14 protein-coding genes are annotated in these 13,132 nt (G+C 66.3%); 5 read left to right on the top strand and 9 right to left on the bottom strand.

Annotated features, from left to right (window positions below; all coding sequences use genetic code 11):
* Positions 1 to 35 precede the first annotated feature (35 nt).
* Positions 36 to 980, bottom strand: a complete 945-nt coding sequence (locus ACUTR7_RS09970) for a LysR family transcriptional regulator (protein WP_227468457.1) — start codon at positions 978 to 980, stop codon at positions 36 to 38.
* A gap of 105 nt (positions 981 to 1,085) precedes the next feature.
* Here ACUTR7_RS09970 and ACUTR7_RS09965 point away from each other — a divergent pair, with 105 nt between their 5' ends.
* Both ACUTR7_RS09965 and ACUTR7_RS09960 read left to right on the top strand, forming a co-directional pair.
* The gene (locus ACUTR7_RS09965; protein WP_445608727.1) at positions 1,086 to 2,066 is read left to right on the top strand and encodes a Bug family tripartite tricarboxylate transporter substrate binding protein; all 981 of its coding nucleotides are present in this window, start codon (positions 1,086 to 1,088) and stop codon (positions 2,064 to 2,066) included.
* A 45-nt stretch (positions 2,067 to 2,111) separates the two neighbouring features.
* Positions 2,112 to 2,471 (top strand): hypothetical protein, encoded by a 360-nt coding sequence (locus tag ACUTR7_RS09960; protein ID WP_445608726.1) that lies wholly within the window; start codon positions 2,112 to 2,114, stop codon positions 2,469 to 2,471.
* Between the two features lie 67 nt (positions 2,472 to 2,538).
* Here the strand turns inward: ACUTR7_RS09960 and ACUTR7_RS09955 are convergent, their stop codons facing one another.
* Entirely contained in the window at positions 2,539 to 3,873 is a 1,335-nt protein-coding gene (locus ACUTR7_RS09955) for a M16 family metallopeptidase (protein WP_313233591.1), read from the bottom strand.
* Positions 3,874 to 3,899: 26 nt separating this feature from the next.
* On the opposite strand from ACUTR7_RS09955, the gene ACUTR7_RS09950 reads away from it, so the two are divergent.
* A complete protein-coding gene (locus ACUTR7_RS09950) occupies positions 3,900 to 4,526 on the top strand; it encodes a WapI family immunity protein (RefSeq protein ID WP_445608725.1) in 627 nt (208 codons plus the stop codon).
* 165 nt (positions 4,527 to 4,691) lie between these two features.
* Here ACUTR7_RS09950 and guaA read toward each other — a convergent pair whose 3' ends face one another.
* The 4 genes from guaA to ACUTR7_RS09930 all read right to left on the bottom strand — a co-directional run bounded on the left by guaA (position 4,692) and on the right by ACUTR7_RS09930 (position 8,121).
* On the bottom strand, positions 4,692 to 6,308 hold the full coding sequence (gene guaA / locus ACUTR7_RS09945) for a glutamine-hydrolyzing GMP synthase (protein ID WP_034364424.1): 1,617 nt from the start codon (positions 6,306 to 6,308) through the stop codon (positions 4,692 to 4,694).
* Between the two features lie 31 nt (positions 6,309 to 6,339).
* On the bottom strand, positions 6,340 to 6,774 hold the full coding sequence (locus ACUTR7_RS09940) for a type II toxin-antitoxin system VapC family toxin (RefSeq protein WP_012204856.1): 435 nt from the start codon (positions 6,772 to 6,774) through the stop codon (positions 6,340 to 6,342).
* Positions 6,771 to 7,049, bottom strand: a complete 279-nt coding sequence (locus ACUTR7_RS09935; protein WP_012204855.1) for a type II toxin-antitoxin system Phd/YefM family antitoxin — start codon at positions 7,047 to 7,049, stop codon at positions 6,771 to 6,773. Before ACUTR7_RS09935 ends, ACUTR7_RS09940 begins: the two co-directional genes overlap by 4 nt.
* 142 nt (positions 7,050 to 7,191) lie before the next feature.
* Entirely contained in the window at positions 7,192 to 8,121 is a 930-nt protein-coding gene (locus tag ACUTR7_RS09930; RefSeq protein ID WP_445608724.1) for a LysR family transcriptional regulator, read from the bottom strand.
* A 93-nt stretch (positions 8,122 to 8,214) separates the two neighbouring features.
* Here ACUTR7_RS09930 and ilvD point away from each other — a divergent pair, with 93 nt between their 5' ends.
* The gene (gene ilvD, locus ACUTR7_RS09925) at positions 8,215 to 9,909 is read left to right on the top strand and encodes a dihydroxy-acid dehydratase (protein WP_445608723.1); all 1,695 of its coding nucleotides are present in this window, start codon (positions 8,215 to 8,217) and stop codon (positions 9,907 to 9,909) included.
* A gap of 113 nt (positions 9,910 to 10,022) precedes the next feature.
* Here ilvD and guaB read toward each other — a convergent pair whose 3' ends face one another.
* Complete coding sequence (guaB, locus tag ACUTR7_RS09920; protein WP_013803023.1) at positions 10,023 to 11,498, bottom strand: IMP dehydrogenase; 1,476 nt, start codon at positions 11,496 to 11,498, stop codon at positions 10,023 to 10,025.
* A gap of 136 nt (positions 11,499 to 11,634) precedes the next feature.
* On the opposite strand from guaB, the gene ACUTR7_RS09915 reads away from it, so the two are divergent.
* Entirely contained in the window at positions 11,635 to 12,189 is a 555-nt protein-coding gene (locus ACUTR7_RS09915) for a DUF4124 domain-containing protein (RefSeq protein WP_445608722.1), read from the top strand.
* A 44-nt stretch (positions 12,190 to 12,233) separates the two neighbouring features.
* Here ACUTR7_RS09915 and ACUTR7_RS09910 read toward each other — a convergent pair whose 3' ends face one another.
* Both ACUTR7_RS09910 and ACUTR7_RS09905 read right to left on the bottom strand, forming a co-directional pair.
* Positions 12,234 to 12,578 (bottom strand): RnfH family protein, encoded by a 345-nt coding sequence (locus tag ACUTR7_RS09910; protein ID WP_065347244.1) that lies wholly within the window; start codon positions 12,576 to 12,578, stop codon positions 12,234 to 12,236.
* Complete coding sequence (locus tag ACUTR7_RS09905; protein WP_034398355.1) at positions 12,571 to 13,023, bottom strand: type II toxin-antitoxin system RatA family toxin; 453 nt, start codon at positions 13,021 to 13,023, stop codon at positions 12,571 to 12,573. Before ACUTR7_RS09905 ends, ACUTR7_RS09910 begins: the two co-directional genes overlap by 8 nt.
* Positions 13,024 to 13,132: the final 109 nt, after the last annotated feature.

Below are 13,132 nucleotides of genomic sequence, written 5' to 3'. Positions count from 1 at the left end.
GGTACGGATCCGGGCGGTACGGACCCGGTCGACGACTAGCGCGCGGCTGCAACGCGCCGCCCCCACGCTGGCGGCAGCGTGGGGGTTGCCGCCGACAGCTCGTCCCATACGTACTGGGCGGCAAAGCCGTGGTGACGGCTGCGTGAGCGCACCAGGCAGGCTTGCCGGCCCAGATTTCTTTCGGCCAACGGGACTGCGTCCTGCACGTCCAGACTCATTGCCGCGGCACCGTTGAGCAGCGCGACCATGCCGTTTTCACGGGCGGCATGCACCAGGTCCTCCAGCGTATCGGACTCCAGATGCACGCCCGGCTTCAGCCCCTGCGCCGCAAAGGCGTTGTCGAGCTGGCGCCGCATTGCGTATTCGCTTGGCAGCAAGGCCAGGGGGTGGTTCGCGACCTCGCTGAGCTCCAGCAGGCGTCGCCGCCGGCGGGGCTTCAATCCCACGGCCACCACGGGCTCGTCGAAGCAGGCCAGGATCTCCAGATCGGCATGCGGCTCCGGATCGAAGCTGACGGCGAGATCGAAATCGCCACGCAACACGCCCTCCACCAAGGCCTGTGCGGTGCGCCTGCGCAGTGCGATCGCCAGCTGCGGCCACTGCGCCTGGGCCCTGCGCACGACGGGCAGTACCCAGCATCCCGCGTAAGACTGCACCAGGCCGATGCGCACCAGGCCCGCCACGGTGCTCGCACGCGCCTGCACGTCGCGCAGCGCCGCCTGCAGCTCACTGAGGCAGGCCGACACCCGGCGGTCGAGCTCATGGCCGGAGGCCGTGGCAACGGCGCGCCCGCTCGCACGGTCGAACAGCTGCACGTCCAGGGTCGATTCCAGCAAGGCGATCTGCTCCGACAGCGCCGCCTGCGAGATCGAGGCATCGCGCGATGCCGCACTGAAGCTGTGCGCCCGCATCGCCGACACGAAGTAGCGCAACTGGCGCAATGAGACGAGATCAAGGGGGTCGCGGCTGCGTGCGGACATGGCCATCGGATTATCCGATAGGCGCGGCCAGAAAATGCGAATTGCGAAGAAACAAGGGCCTGCCGACACTACGGCCACGAGACAACTCTGGTCACGAGAGCACCGATGAAACGACGCAACTTCCTTCAGTACGCCAGCACGGCGACGGCCATTCCAGCCTTGGGCGCAAGCCCCTTGGCACGCGCGCAGGCATTCCCTTCCAAGCCCATCCGCATCATCTGCCCCTATCCGGCAGGTGCGACCACCGATGCCGTCTCCCGCCTGATGGCGAACGCCTTGCAGTCGGACAGCGGCAGCACGGTGATCGTCGACAACCGCAGCGGTGCGGGCGGCAACATCGGCACGGAGGCGGCAGCACGCGCCGAGGCCGACGGCTACACGCTGCTGCTGGGCGCACTCGGCCCCATGGCCGCGAACCCGGCGCTGTACTCCAGGCTCAACTTCGATCCAGCCAAGGACTTCACACCGCTGGCATTGGCCGCCTCGGTGCCCTTGATCTGGGCCGTGCATCCCTCCTTCTCGGCGGCCACGGCCAAGGAGGCGCTCGAATGGCTGCGCAAGAACCCGGGCAAGTTCTCCTACGCTTCCGCCGGCAACGGCACGCCGCAGCACCTGGCGGGAGAGCTCGTCAAGCGCCAGACCGGCACCTCGATCCTGCACATTCCCTACCGGGGCTCCGCGCCTGCACTCAACGACGTGCTGGGCGGCACGGTGCAGATGGTGTTCGAAGCCACGCCGGCCATCCTGCAGCATGTGCAAAGCGGGCGCCTGAAGGCGCTGGCGGTGACGTCCGCCAGGCGCATTCCCGCGCTGCCCGGCGTGCCCACGCTCAAGGAATCGGGCGTGGACGCCGAGATCAGCGGCTGGTACGGCTTCCTCGCGCCCGCGGCGACCCCGGCCGACCGCAAGGCCTGGCTGATCAAGCACATGGGCGCGGCGCTGGCGGCCAAGGCCACACAGGACAGGCTGGCCGAACTCGGCTCGGTGCCCATCGACAACTCGCCCCAGGCATTCGCACGCCTGCTGGACAGCGAGCGGGCACGCTGGCAGACGCTGATCCGCGAAGTCGGCATCAAGCTCGACTGAAGGTGCAGCCCCATGCCGCACATCGCCATCGAGGTATCGCCATCCTTGCTCCCGTCGATCCAGTGGAAGCCGGTCCTGCACGCCATGCACCTTGCACTGGCCGAGCGCGGATGGGCACGGCTCGCGGACCTGAAGTCGCGCGTGGCCCCCATCGCCGTCGGACTGTGCGGCGAGGACACCCACGCGCAGCAACTCATCGCCACCCTGACGCTGACCAACCCGCGCCCGCCGCAGATGTGCTCGGCCATGGCCGAGGTCGTGTTCGAGCATCTCTCGCGCGCGATCGGTGCGCCCCTGGAGTCAGCGGCGTGGGTGCAGTGCTGCGTGTTCCTGCAGGAGCACCCGAAGTCGCACTACCTCAAGCGGCAATGGAACGCGCCGCCGCCCCCTCCCTCAACTCCATGACAACGGGAAAAGCGCCATGTGTTGCGACTGGCCGCTGGCCGCTGGCCGCTGATCGCGCGCTGCCGGCTCAGGCCGCCAGGCCTGCGGCCAGCTGCCGCACGGTCCGGGCACTGGCGCCCTTGCCGGTGATGGCCACCGCCGGAGGGTGGGCCAGCATGCGCTCGAAGACCTTGCGCACTTCCTCGGCCCCGATGCCATCGATCATCGCCAGCGTTTCGGCCACGGAAGTCACGCTGCCATGGGCAAAGAGGTCCTCGACAGCCCGCTCCATGGTGGCGTAGGTCCGCTCGCCGGCGCGCACCCGCGAGACCGCCAGCTGGTTCTTGGCCCGTTCCAGATGCACGGGGTCGATGCCGGCCGCCTGGGCGCGCAGCAGGCCGCCTGTCGCGGCCACCAGCGCTTCGAGCTTGTCCGGCGTCGTGACGGCATGCACGATGAAGTTGGCCCAGACGTCACCGCCCTCCATCGCCGCATAGGCCGTATAGGCCAGTCCGAGCCGTTCGCGCACGGTATCGACCAGGGGCGACGACATCCCCTCGCCCAGCAGATGGGCCGCCAGCGAGGCCACGAGACGCGCACGCTGCGGGTGCTCGCCCTGCAACTGCTCGAACACCAGGGGATAGGCCAGGTTCACGAACACCTGGGACACCTGCGTGAAACGTTGCGCCAGGGCCTGCCCCACATACTTTGCGGGCTGAGGGGGCAACGCCACAGCGGGATCGGCCGACGCAGGCATGCCGGCGAACAGCTGCGCCGCCTGCTCCAGCCAGGCCGGCACATCGAAGTTTCCGGCCGCGACGACGACGGTCTTTTCTCCCACGTAATGGGTTTGCACATGGCGCACCAGATCCTGCCGGGTGAAGCCTTCGATATTGGCCACCGTGCCGATCACAGGCATGCCCATGGGGTCGTCGCCCCAGATGGCGCGGTCCAGCAGGTCGCCGGCGCTGTCCTCCGGGTCCTCTTCGTACTCGATGGCCTCCTGCCGGATCACCTGCAGCTCCCTTTGCAGCTCATGCTCGGGAAACACGCTGTTCAGCACGATGTCCGCAATCATTCCCAGCAAGGCCTGCGCATGCCAGCCCAGGCCGGTCATGAAATAGCCGGTGATGTCCTTCCCGGTGAAGGCGTTGACCTCCGCGCCCAGCCGCTCCGCATCCAGGTTGATCTCCTGCACGGAACGCGTGTGCGTGCCCTTGAACGCCATGTGTTCCAGCACATGGCTGATGCCGTTGCTGGTGGAGGTCTCGTCGCGGGAGCCCACGCGCAGGAACACACCCACGCTGACGCTCTGCAAATGCGGCATGGGCAGCGCCAGCAGCCGCACTCCGTTCGCAAGAGTGCGCAGGGCCACAGCAGGCCGCTCCAGTTCGGTTGCCGCCAGGGGCTTTTCTTGAATCATGGGCTATTGTCGTCGCGCTCCAGAGGATGCGCAGGGCAGCCCTCTTCAGCCCTCTTTCATGTGCCTGTGATCAAAGCTGCGGGGAGCTCGGCCGCAGCCCATGCGCCACCAGCAGACAGCATGGCGGACAAGGTCTGGGACCCTGCGCGTTACCCCTCAAACTAGCTGGATCTCTGTCGCCAGGCACGATGGAACCATTTCTCATTTCCATACAAACAAACATGCTGACCATTGATTTCGATGACTTCAAATTCGATATCGTGCCGACTTCTCGTTCCATCGAGGAAGATGGCGTCCCTTATCGGGACTGGTTGACTCTCAATGTAAAAATCACGGACGGCAATTTTTCGGGCAGTGTTCAGTGGTTGACAATGCCAGCCGAAATCAAAAAATTCCAGCAAGACCTTTCACAGGCCTATGAATCATTGATAGCGGGCAATTTTGATATTGACCCTGTCCAACTCTCGGGGATCGAGCCTCAATTTCTGCTTGCCATCGGGGTGGCGAACGCATGGGGCCACCTGTTCGTGCAATACACCATGAAGGACTCCCCGGACGGCCCCGAGCTCAAAGGCTCGTTCGGATTGGATCAGAGCTTCCTTCCCGAATGGATTCGTGATCTGGATGAATTGCTGGAATTCCGCAGCCTTTAATAGTCGATAGCACAATTTGCCCAGAGCTCAGCACAATCACAAAATTTAATGCATTGGGCCCAGATAATTCCAGCCTTGCCAAAGTCAGAAACAAAAAAGCCCGCATTGATGCGGGCTTGAGGTGGAAACACTGCCAGACAGTTCCAGCAGTTTCCTATTGCGCAATCACTCCCACTCAATCGTCGCCGGCGGCTTCGTCGAAACGTCGTAGGTCACGCGGTTGATGCCGCGCACTTCATTGATGATCCGGCCAGACACCTTCTTGAGCAGGCCGTAGGGCAGCTCGGCCCAGTCGGCGGTCATGAAGTCGCTGGTCTGCACGGCGCGCAGGGCCACGACGTAGTCGTAGGTGCGGCCGTCGCCCATGACGCCCACGCTCTTGACGGGCAGGAAGACGGTAAAGGCCTGGCTGGTGAGGTCGTACCAGTTCTTGCCGGTGGCTTCGTCGGTCCAGTTGCGCAGTTCCTCGATGAAGATGGCGTCGGCGCGGCGCAGCAGGTCGGCGTATTCCTTCTTGACTTCACCCAGGATGCGCACGCCCAGGCCCGGGCCCGGGAAGGGGTGGCGGTAGACCATTTCACGCGGCAGGCCCAGGGCCACGCCGAGTTCGCGCACTTCGTCCTTGAACAGGTCGCGCAGGGGTTCGAGCAGCTTCAGGCCGAGCTGCTCGGGCAGGCCGCCGACGTTGTGGTGGCTCTTGATGGTGACGGCCTTCTTGCTCTTGGCGCCGCCCGACTCGATGACGTCGGGGTAGATGGTGCCCTGGGCCAGGAAGGTGGCGCCCTTGTGGCCACCGTCGCCCGCCTTGAGCTTGGCGGCCTCGGCCTTGAACACGTCCACGAACAGGCCGCCGATGATCTTGCGCTTGGCCTCGGGTTCGCTGACGCCGGCCAGCTTGCCCAGGAACAGGTCGCTGGCGTCCACGCGGATGACCTTGGCGTGCAGCTTGCCTTCGAACATTTCCATGACCATGTCGCCTTCGTTCAGGCGCAGCAGGCCGTGGTCCACGAAGACGCAGGTCAGCTGGTCGCCGATGGCGCGGTGGATCAGGGCTGCGGCCACGGAGGAGTCCACGCCACCCGACAGGCCGAGGATGACTTCCTCGTCACCCACCTGCTCGCGGATCTTGGCGACGGCTTCCTCGATGTAGTCGCCCATGATCCAGTCGGCATTCGCCGCGCAGATCTCGCGCACGAAGCGGTTGAGCAGGGCCGCGCCCTGCACGGTGTGCGTGACTTCGGGGTGGAACTGGACGGCGTAGAAGCGGCGCGCCTCGTCGGCCATGCCGGCGATGGGGCAGGACGGCGTGGAGGCCATGACCTTGAAGCCCGGAGGCAGCTCGGTGACCTTGTCGCCGTGGCTCATCCAGACCTTGAGCATGCCGTGGCCTTCGGCCGTGGCGAAGTCCTCGATGCCCTTGAGCAGTTCGGTGTGGCCATGGGCGCGCACTTCGGCGTAGCCGAATTCGCGGGTGTGCGAGCCTTCGACCTTGCCGCCCAGTTGGGTGGCCATGGTCTGCATGCCGTAGCAGATGCCCAGCACGGGAATGCCCAGCTCGAACACGGCGTCGGGGGCGCGGTCGTCCACTTCGTAGACGCTGGCGTGGCTGCCCGACAGGATCACGCCCTTGAGGCGGCCGTCGGCGGCGAATTCGCGCACCCAGTCGCTGCTCACGTCGCAGGGGTGGACTTCGCAGTAGACATGGGCTTCGCGCACGCGGCGGGCGATCAGCTGGGTGACTTGGGAGCCGAAGTCAAGAATGAGGATCTTGTCGTGTTGCATGGTCATCTCAGGCAAAGGTGATGGGAGGGGGTCAGAAATCTTCAGGGGCCAGCAGCGCCAAGCCGCGCTTGCGGGCGGCGGCGGCCTGGGCCGCGTCAAAGGTGGCCAGCGGCAGGCGCAGCGACTGCGCCAGCCACAGGTAGGCCGCGTCATAGACCGGCAGGCGGGTGTCCAGCGCCACGTCGAGCACGGCCTTGTGCTGGGCGGGCGCCAGCTCGTGCAGCTCCACGCGGTGGCGGATGGCCTCGAGCACGCCCCACAGGCCTTCGACCGAGCTGTGCGGAATGCGGCCGCCGTGCACGCCCGAGGCGATCAGGTTGCCACACTCCCACTGCCAGAGGTTGGGCGCCTGCGGGTCCACTTCATGGCGGCGGATGCGGGTATACAGGCGCTGGGTGTGCACGCTGGCGGCATCGGGCAGCAGCCAGGCGGCGGTGACGGAGGCATCAAGCACGAAGGAGGTCATGCCTGGCTCCGGCCTGCGTGGCGCAGTCGGGTGGTGGAGTCCGGTGCCTGTGCCGACTGGGCCGGCTGGGCCGGCCGCACCGTGGCCTGCAGCGCCTGCATCTGCTCCAGCTCGCGGGCGATCTGCTCGTCGGTGATCACGGGGCGGCGGCGCACCGGCAGCATGCGCACCACTTCCTTGCCGTGGCGGGTGATGCGCACTTCCTCGCCCTGCTCGACAAGTTCGATCAGGGCGGAGAAACGGGTCTTGGCTTCGTAGATGCCGACAGATTGCATGGCGGGGCTGAAAACAAAAACAGGCCTGGTGTCCGGCCTGGCCCGAATTCTATCATTCTGGCCAGAATTTCCAAAAATTCAGACCAGAACCATGCGGATATTCGCGGGCCTTGCCTCGGGGGGGGCTGTCGGTGAACGCCACTCAGCGCTGTTCGCGCACGAAGTCGACAAACCGCGCCAGCGCGGGCGACATGGCTCCGGCAGGCCAGGCCAGGCTGGTCTCGCAGACCGGCAGGGCAACGGCCTTGCTGCCTGCACGGGTGCTGGCGAAAACCGCCTCGCGGTAGACCACGCCGGGCCTGCAGAACTGCATCACGCTGGCGGGCACCCAGGCCAGGCCGATGCCGCCCCAGACCAGGTTCACGATGGTCTGCATCTGTATCGCCTGCTGCGCGATGCGCGGCACATGTCCGTGCCGTCGGTACAGATCCGTCACCGCGTCATGGAGCGAGGGCATGATGCGGCGCGGAAAGATCACCAGCTGCTGCTCCAGCACCTCGTCGAGCATCAGCCGGTCCGCGCCGGCAAGCGCATGCTGCTGCGGCAGGGCCAGCACCATGGCTTCCCGTCCCACGGCCAGGCGCTCCAGGCCGGCCGGCGCATGCCCGGGGGCATGCAGCATCAGCCCGGCATCGATCTGTCCGCGCTCAAACGCCTCCATCTGCACATCGCTGGTGGCCTCGACCAGCTCCAGCGCCACACCGGGCGTGCCTGCCACGAAGTCCCGCACCCACAGCGGCAGCCGGGTGAAGCCGATGGTGGAGACAAAGGCCAGCCGCACGCGCCCCACTTCCCCCGCTGCCGCAGCCCGCGCAATCCCGGGCAGCGCTGCCGCCTGCGCCAGAAGCTCACGCACCTGCGGCACAAGCGCCTCGCCGGCGGGCGTCAGCGCGACGTGGCGGCTCGAGCGCTCGAACAGCGCCACGTCCAGGCTGCGCTCCAGCTGGGCGATGGCCTGGGTGAGCGGCGGCTGCGTCATGTGCAGGCGTGACGCGGCGCGGCCGAAGTGCAGCTCGTCCGCCACGGCCAGGAATTGCCGCCAGACGCGCAGATCAATGGGGGGCTCATTCATATGCGCAGCATATCAATCATGCCGATGAATAGGATTGGATCAGATGAATCAGTCGGCCCATACTCATCCAACCCCCACAACGAGAGACATGCCATGACCCCGCCGAACCCGATCAACCGCCGCAGCTCCCACATCACCGAAGGCAAGGCGCGCGCAGCCAACCGCTCCATGTTCTACGGCATGGGCTACAAGGAAGAGGATTTCAAGAAGCCCATGGTCGGCGTGGCCAACGGCCACAGCACGATCACGCCGTGCAACTCCGGCCTGCAAAGGCTGGCGGACGCGGCCATCGCAGGCATCGAGGAGGCCGGCGGCAACGCGCAGGTGTTCGGCACGCCGACCATCTCGGACGGCATGTCCATGGGCACGGAAGGCATGAAGTACTCGCTGGTCAGCCGCGAGGTGATCGCCGACTGCATAGAGACCTGCGTGGGCGGCCAGTGGATGGATGGCGTGCTGGTGGTCGGCGGCTGCGACAAGAACATGCCCGGCGGCATGATGGGCATGCTGCGCGCCAATGTGCCGGCCATCTATGTCTACGGCGGCACCATCCTGCCCGGCAGGTGGAAAGGCCGGGACCTGAACATCGTCAGCGTGTTCGAGGCCGTTGGCGAAAACGCCGCGGGAAAGATCAGCGACCAGGAGCTCAAGGACATCGAGCAGCACGCCATCCCCGGCACGGGCTCGTGCGGCGGCATGTACACCGCCAACACCATGTCCAGCGCGTTCGAGGCGCTGGGCATGAGCCTGCCCTACTCCTCCACCATGGCCAATCCCCATGATGAAAAGGAAAACTCGGCCAAGGAATCCGCCAGGGTGCTGATCGAGGCCATCAAGATGGACCTCAAGCCGCGCGACATCGTGACGCGCAAGTCCATCGAGAACGCGGTCTCGGTGATCATGGCGACCGGGGGCTCCACCAATGCCGTGCTGCACTTTCTCGCGATCGCCCATGCGGCCGGCGTGCCCTGGTCCATCGACGACTTCGAGCGCATCCGCCAGCGGGTGCCGGTGCTGTGCGATCTCAAGCCCAGCGGCAGATACCTGGCGGTGGACCTGCACCAGGCGGGCGGCATCCCGCAGGTCATGAAGATCCTGCTGAATGCGGGCCTGCTGCACGGCGACTGCATCACCATCTCGGGCCAGACCATCGCGCAGACCCTGGCCGGCGTGCCTGACGAACCGCCCAACCCGCAGGTCATCCGCCCCCTCTCGGATGCGCTCTATCCGCAGGGCCACCTGGCCATTCTCAAGGGCAACCTGAGCCCGGAAGGTGCGGTGGCCAAGATCACGGGCCTGAAGAACCCGGTCATCACCGGCCCGGCACGCGTGTTCGACGATGAGCAATCGGCACTGGCGGCCATCCTCGACGGCAGGATACAGGCCGGCGACGTGATGGTGCTGCGCTACCTGGGCCCCAAGGGCGGCCCCGGCATGCCGGAAATGCTGGCCCCCACGGGCGCCCTGATCGGCGCCGGCCTGGGCGAGAGCGTGGGCCTGATCACCGATGGCCGCTTCTCCGGCGGCACCTGGGGCATGGTGGTCGGCCACGTGGCGCCGGAAGCGGCTGTGGGCGGCACCATCGCGCTGGTGCACGAGGGCGACTCGATCACCATCGACGCGCACGCATTGCAGCTGCAACTGAACGTGCCCGAAGACGTGCTCGCCCAGCGCCGCGCGGCATGGAAGGCTCCCGCGCCCCGCTACACGCGGGGCGTGCAGGCCAAGTTCGCGTTCAACGCATCGAGCGCCAGCTCGGGCGCGGTGCTGGACAACTTCGCCATCTGAGCTTCGTCATCTGAGCTTCGCCATCTGAGCTTCGTGAGCGCACGAAAAAAAGAGGTCCGGGCAGCGGCTGCCCGGACCTCTTTTCCATCTCGCGCCAAGGCGCTGGATCTGGATCAGTCGGCGCGGTAGTTGGGCGCTTCCTTGGTGATCTGCACGTCATGCACGTGCGATTCACGGATGCCTGCGGCGGTGATCTCCACGAACTCGGCCGTGTTGTTCATCTCCTCGATGGTGGCGCAGCCGCAGTAGCCCATGGCAGCGCGCACGCCGCCGGCCATCTGGTAGACGATGGAGACCATGGAGCCCTTGTAGGGCACGCGGCCTTCGATGCCTTCGGGCACGAGCTTGTCGGCGTTGGGGTTGCCGGTGCTCGATTCCTGGAAGTAGCGGTCGGCCGAGCCCTGCTGCATGGCGCCGATGGAGCCCATGCCGCGATAGCTCTTGTACGAACGGCCCTGGTACAGGATGACTTCGCCCGGAGCCTCTTCGGTGCCGGCGAACATGCCGCCCATCATGATGGTCGAGGCGCCAGCGGCCAGGGCCTTGGCGATGTCGCCCGAGAAGCGGATGCCACCGTCGGCGATCAGCGGCACGCCCGTGCCCTGCAGGGCCTGGGCCACGCTGTCGATGGCCATGATCTGGGGCACGCCCACACCGGCGACGATGCGCGTGGTGCAGATGGAGCCAGGGCCGATGCCGACCTTGACGGCGTCGGCGCCTGCCTCGGCCAGTGCCAGCGCAGCGGCGCCGGTGGCGATGTTGCCGCCGATGACATCGACCTGCGGGTAGTTCTGCTTGACCCAGCGCACGCGGTCGATCACGCCCTTGCTGTGGCCGTGGGCCGTGTCCACCACCAGTGCATCGACGCCGGCCTTGACCAGCAGCTCCACGCGCTGCTCGGTGCCCTCGCCCACGCCCACGGCGGCGGCCACGCGCAGGCGGCCTGCGCTGTCACGCGCTGCATTGGGGAAGGTGGTCTGCTTGGTGATGTCCTTGACGGTGATCAGGCCCTTGAGTTCAAAGGCGTCGTTCACGACCAGGATGCGCTCGAGCTTGTGCTTGTTGAGCAGGGCCTTGGCTTCCACGGGCGTGGTGCCGTCCTTCTCGTTGACGGTGATCAGGCGCTCGCGCGGCGTCATGATCTGGCTGACCTTGACGTCGTAGCGGGTCTCGAAGCGCAGGTCGCGGCTGGTGACGATGCCGACCACCTTGCCGCCGTCGCACACGGGAAAGCCGGAGATGCCGAGGTTCTCGGACAGCTGCAGCACCTGCAGCACGGTGTGCTCGGGGGTGATGACCACGGGGTCGTGCACCACGCCGGATTCGTGGCGCTTGACCTTGGACACTTCGGCAGCCTGTTGCTCTGCCGTCATGTTCTTGTGGATGACGCCGATACCGCCCTCTTGCGCGATGGCAATGGCCAGACGCGCTTCGGTCACGGTGTCCATGGCGGCGGACACAAGGGGGATGTTCAGGGAGATGTTGCGCGAAAAGCGCGTCTTGAGCGAGGTGTCCTTGGGCAGGACCTGGGAGAAAGCGGGGACCAGGAGGACGTCGTCGAAGGTCAGGGCTTTACCGAGAAGGCGCATGTGAGAGCTCCAAAAGAAGGATTGTACCCGTGCGCCGGATCACAATGTATGCTGTAGGCCATTGTTCCCCGCTATCGCTGCCCGCCATCATTTCCTGCTATTGCTACCTGCAACCGGCCCGATCACCCCAATCACCATGCATGCCACCAAGCTTGTTTTGCTAGCCGCGCTTGCCGCCTGTTCGCTGTCCGCAGCCGCCCAATGGCAATGGGTCGACGCCACAGGCCGCAAGGTCTTCAGCGACCGCGCGCCACCCCCTGACATTCCGGCCAAGAACATCCTGCGCCAGCCTGGCGGCAGCACACCGCCGCCTGCAGCCGCGCCCTCTGCCGCTGCGGTAGCTGCGGATGCAGGCACGGCGCCTGCGGCGGACGCCACGGCACCGGCAGCACCTGCCGCAGCCGCCAAGGACACCAAGCCCGCAGGCACCGACAAGGCCCTGGAAGAGCAAAAGCGCAAGGCCGAAGCCCAGGAGGCCGCCAAGGCCAAGGCAGAAAAGGAACGGCTTGCCAAGCAGCGCCAGGACAACTGCGCACGCGCCAAGCAGTCCAAGACCGCGCTGTCTTCGGGCCGCCTGCTGGGCTACACGAATGAGCAGGGCGAGCGCGGCTTCATGGACGACGCCACGCGCGATGCGGAACTCAAGCGCGCCGACGCCATCATCGCCTCCGATTGCGGCGCAGTGCGCTGAGTGCCGAATCCGGCTCGGTCCCAACCCGGCCCGTGCGGGCCGGCTCAGTAGCCGGCCTTGGCTCCAGGCCTCTGGCGCTGGAACAGCCCCGTGGCCCGAGCGCCCTGGCGTGCGAAACGCTCGCGGCGCGCCACCTTGGGGTCCACGGTCAAGGGCCGGTACAGCTCCACGCGATCGCCGTCGCGCAAGCCTTGCGTCAATGGTGCGCTGCGGCCCCAAAGGCCAGCGGGCCCCTCCTGTGCAAAGCCCAGCGCCTGCCAGCCACCAGCGGCCTCGACTGCGTCGGCAATCGAGGCACCGGCCGGCAATTGCAGGGCCAGTTCAACGACTTCACCGGCACGCGGGCTGCATGCCAGCGTGATGCACAGAAACGGCCGGGGTTCAGCCATAGACCTGCTCGGCGCGCTTGACGAAGGCATCCACCATGGAGCCCGCGATGCGGTCGAACACCGGGCCGACCACGGCGGCCAGCGCCATGTTGTCAAAGCCATAGTCCAGCTGCAGCTCCACGCGGCAGGCACGCTGCGAGCCGTCGCCCACGGGGCGGAACATCCAGTTGCCCTCCAGCCGCGAGAACGGCCCCTTGATCAGGCGGATGCTGACCTGGCGCCCGCCATCGTCGAGCACGCTGTGCGTGTTGCGCGTGACGAAGGACTTGCGCATGCCGCCGAATGCAATGCCCACCTCGGCCGTCATGCCCTGCTCGTCCTGCTCCAGCACCCTGGCTTGGTCGCACCACGGGAGGAAGTCGGCATAGTGGGCCACGTCCGTCACCAGGGCAAACATTTCTTGGGGGCTGTACCAGATCAGGACGGACTTGTTGACTTTTTTCATGAATGGGGCGGGCTGCACGGCATGCAAAACACAGGCTGCGCGGTCATGGCGCATACGGCTGTCACAATGACGGCAAGGCGAAACTAAAATCCCGCACGGAGGCGAGACG

It is taken from the genome of Delftia sp. NA_296.1 (genome assembly GCF_052692095.1).
The sequence above is the reverse complement of the archived record's forward strand: the minus strand, read 5'-3'. Positions and strand labels throughout refer to the sequence as shown.

Excerpts from the sequence above, each read along its gene's own strand:
- ACUTR7_RS09940 (WP_012204856.1), bottom strand. The coding sequence starts at position 6,774 with ATGACCTCCTTCGTGCTTGATGCCTCCGTCACCGCCGCCTGGCTGCTG.
- ACUTR7_RS09955 (WP_313233591.1), bottom strand. The coding sequence starts at position 3,873 with ATGATTCAAGAAAAGCCCCTGGCGGCAACCGAACTGGAGCGGCCTGCT.
- guaB (WP_013803023.1), bottom strand. The coding sequence starts at position 11,498 with ATGCGCCTTCTCGGTAAAGCCCTGACCTTCGACGACGTCCTCCTGGTC.
- ACUTR7_RS09965 (WP_445608727.1), top strand. The coding sequence starts at position 1,086 with ATGAAACGACGCAACTTCCTTCAGTACGCCAGCACGGCGACGGCCATT.
- ACUTR7_RS09910 (WP_065347244.1), bottom strand. The coding sequence starts at position 12,578 with ATGGCTGAACCCCGGCCGTTTCTGTGCATCACGCTGGCATGCAGCCCG.
- ACUTR7_RS09950 (WP_445608725.1), top strand. The coding sequence starts at position 3,900 with ATGCGCAGGGCAGCCCTCTTCAGCCCTCTTTCATGTGCCTGTGATCAA.
- ACUTR7_RS09905 (WP_034398355.1), bottom strand. The coding sequence starts at position 13,023 with ATGAAAAAAGTCAACAAGTCCGTCCTGATCTGGTACAGCCCCCAAGAA.
- ilvD (WP_445608723.1), top strand. The coding sequence starts at position 8,215 with ATGACCCCGCCGAACCCGATCAACCGCCGCAGCTCCCACATCACCGAA.
- ACUTR7_RS09970 (WP_227468457.1), bottom strand. The coding sequence starts at position 980 with ATGTCCGCACGCAGCCGCGACCCCCTTGATCTCGTCTCATTGCGCCAG.
- guaA (WP_034364424.1), bottom strand. The coding sequence starts at position 6,308 with ATGCAACACGACAAGATCCTCATTCTTGACTTCGGCTCCCAAGTCACC.
- ACUTR7_RS09935 (WP_012204855.1), bottom strand. The coding sequence starts at position 7,049 with ATGCAATCTGTCGGCATCTACGAAGCCAAGACCCGTTTCTCCGCCCTG.
- ACUTR7_RS09915 (WP_445608722.1), top strand. The coding sequence starts at position 11,635 with ATGCATGCCACCAAGCTTGTTTTGCTAGCCGCGCTTGCCGCCTGTTCG.
- ACUTR7_RS09930 (WP_445608724.1), bottom strand. The coding sequence starts at position 8,121 with ATGAATGAGCCCCCCATTGATCTGCGCGTCTGGCGGCAATTCCTGGCC.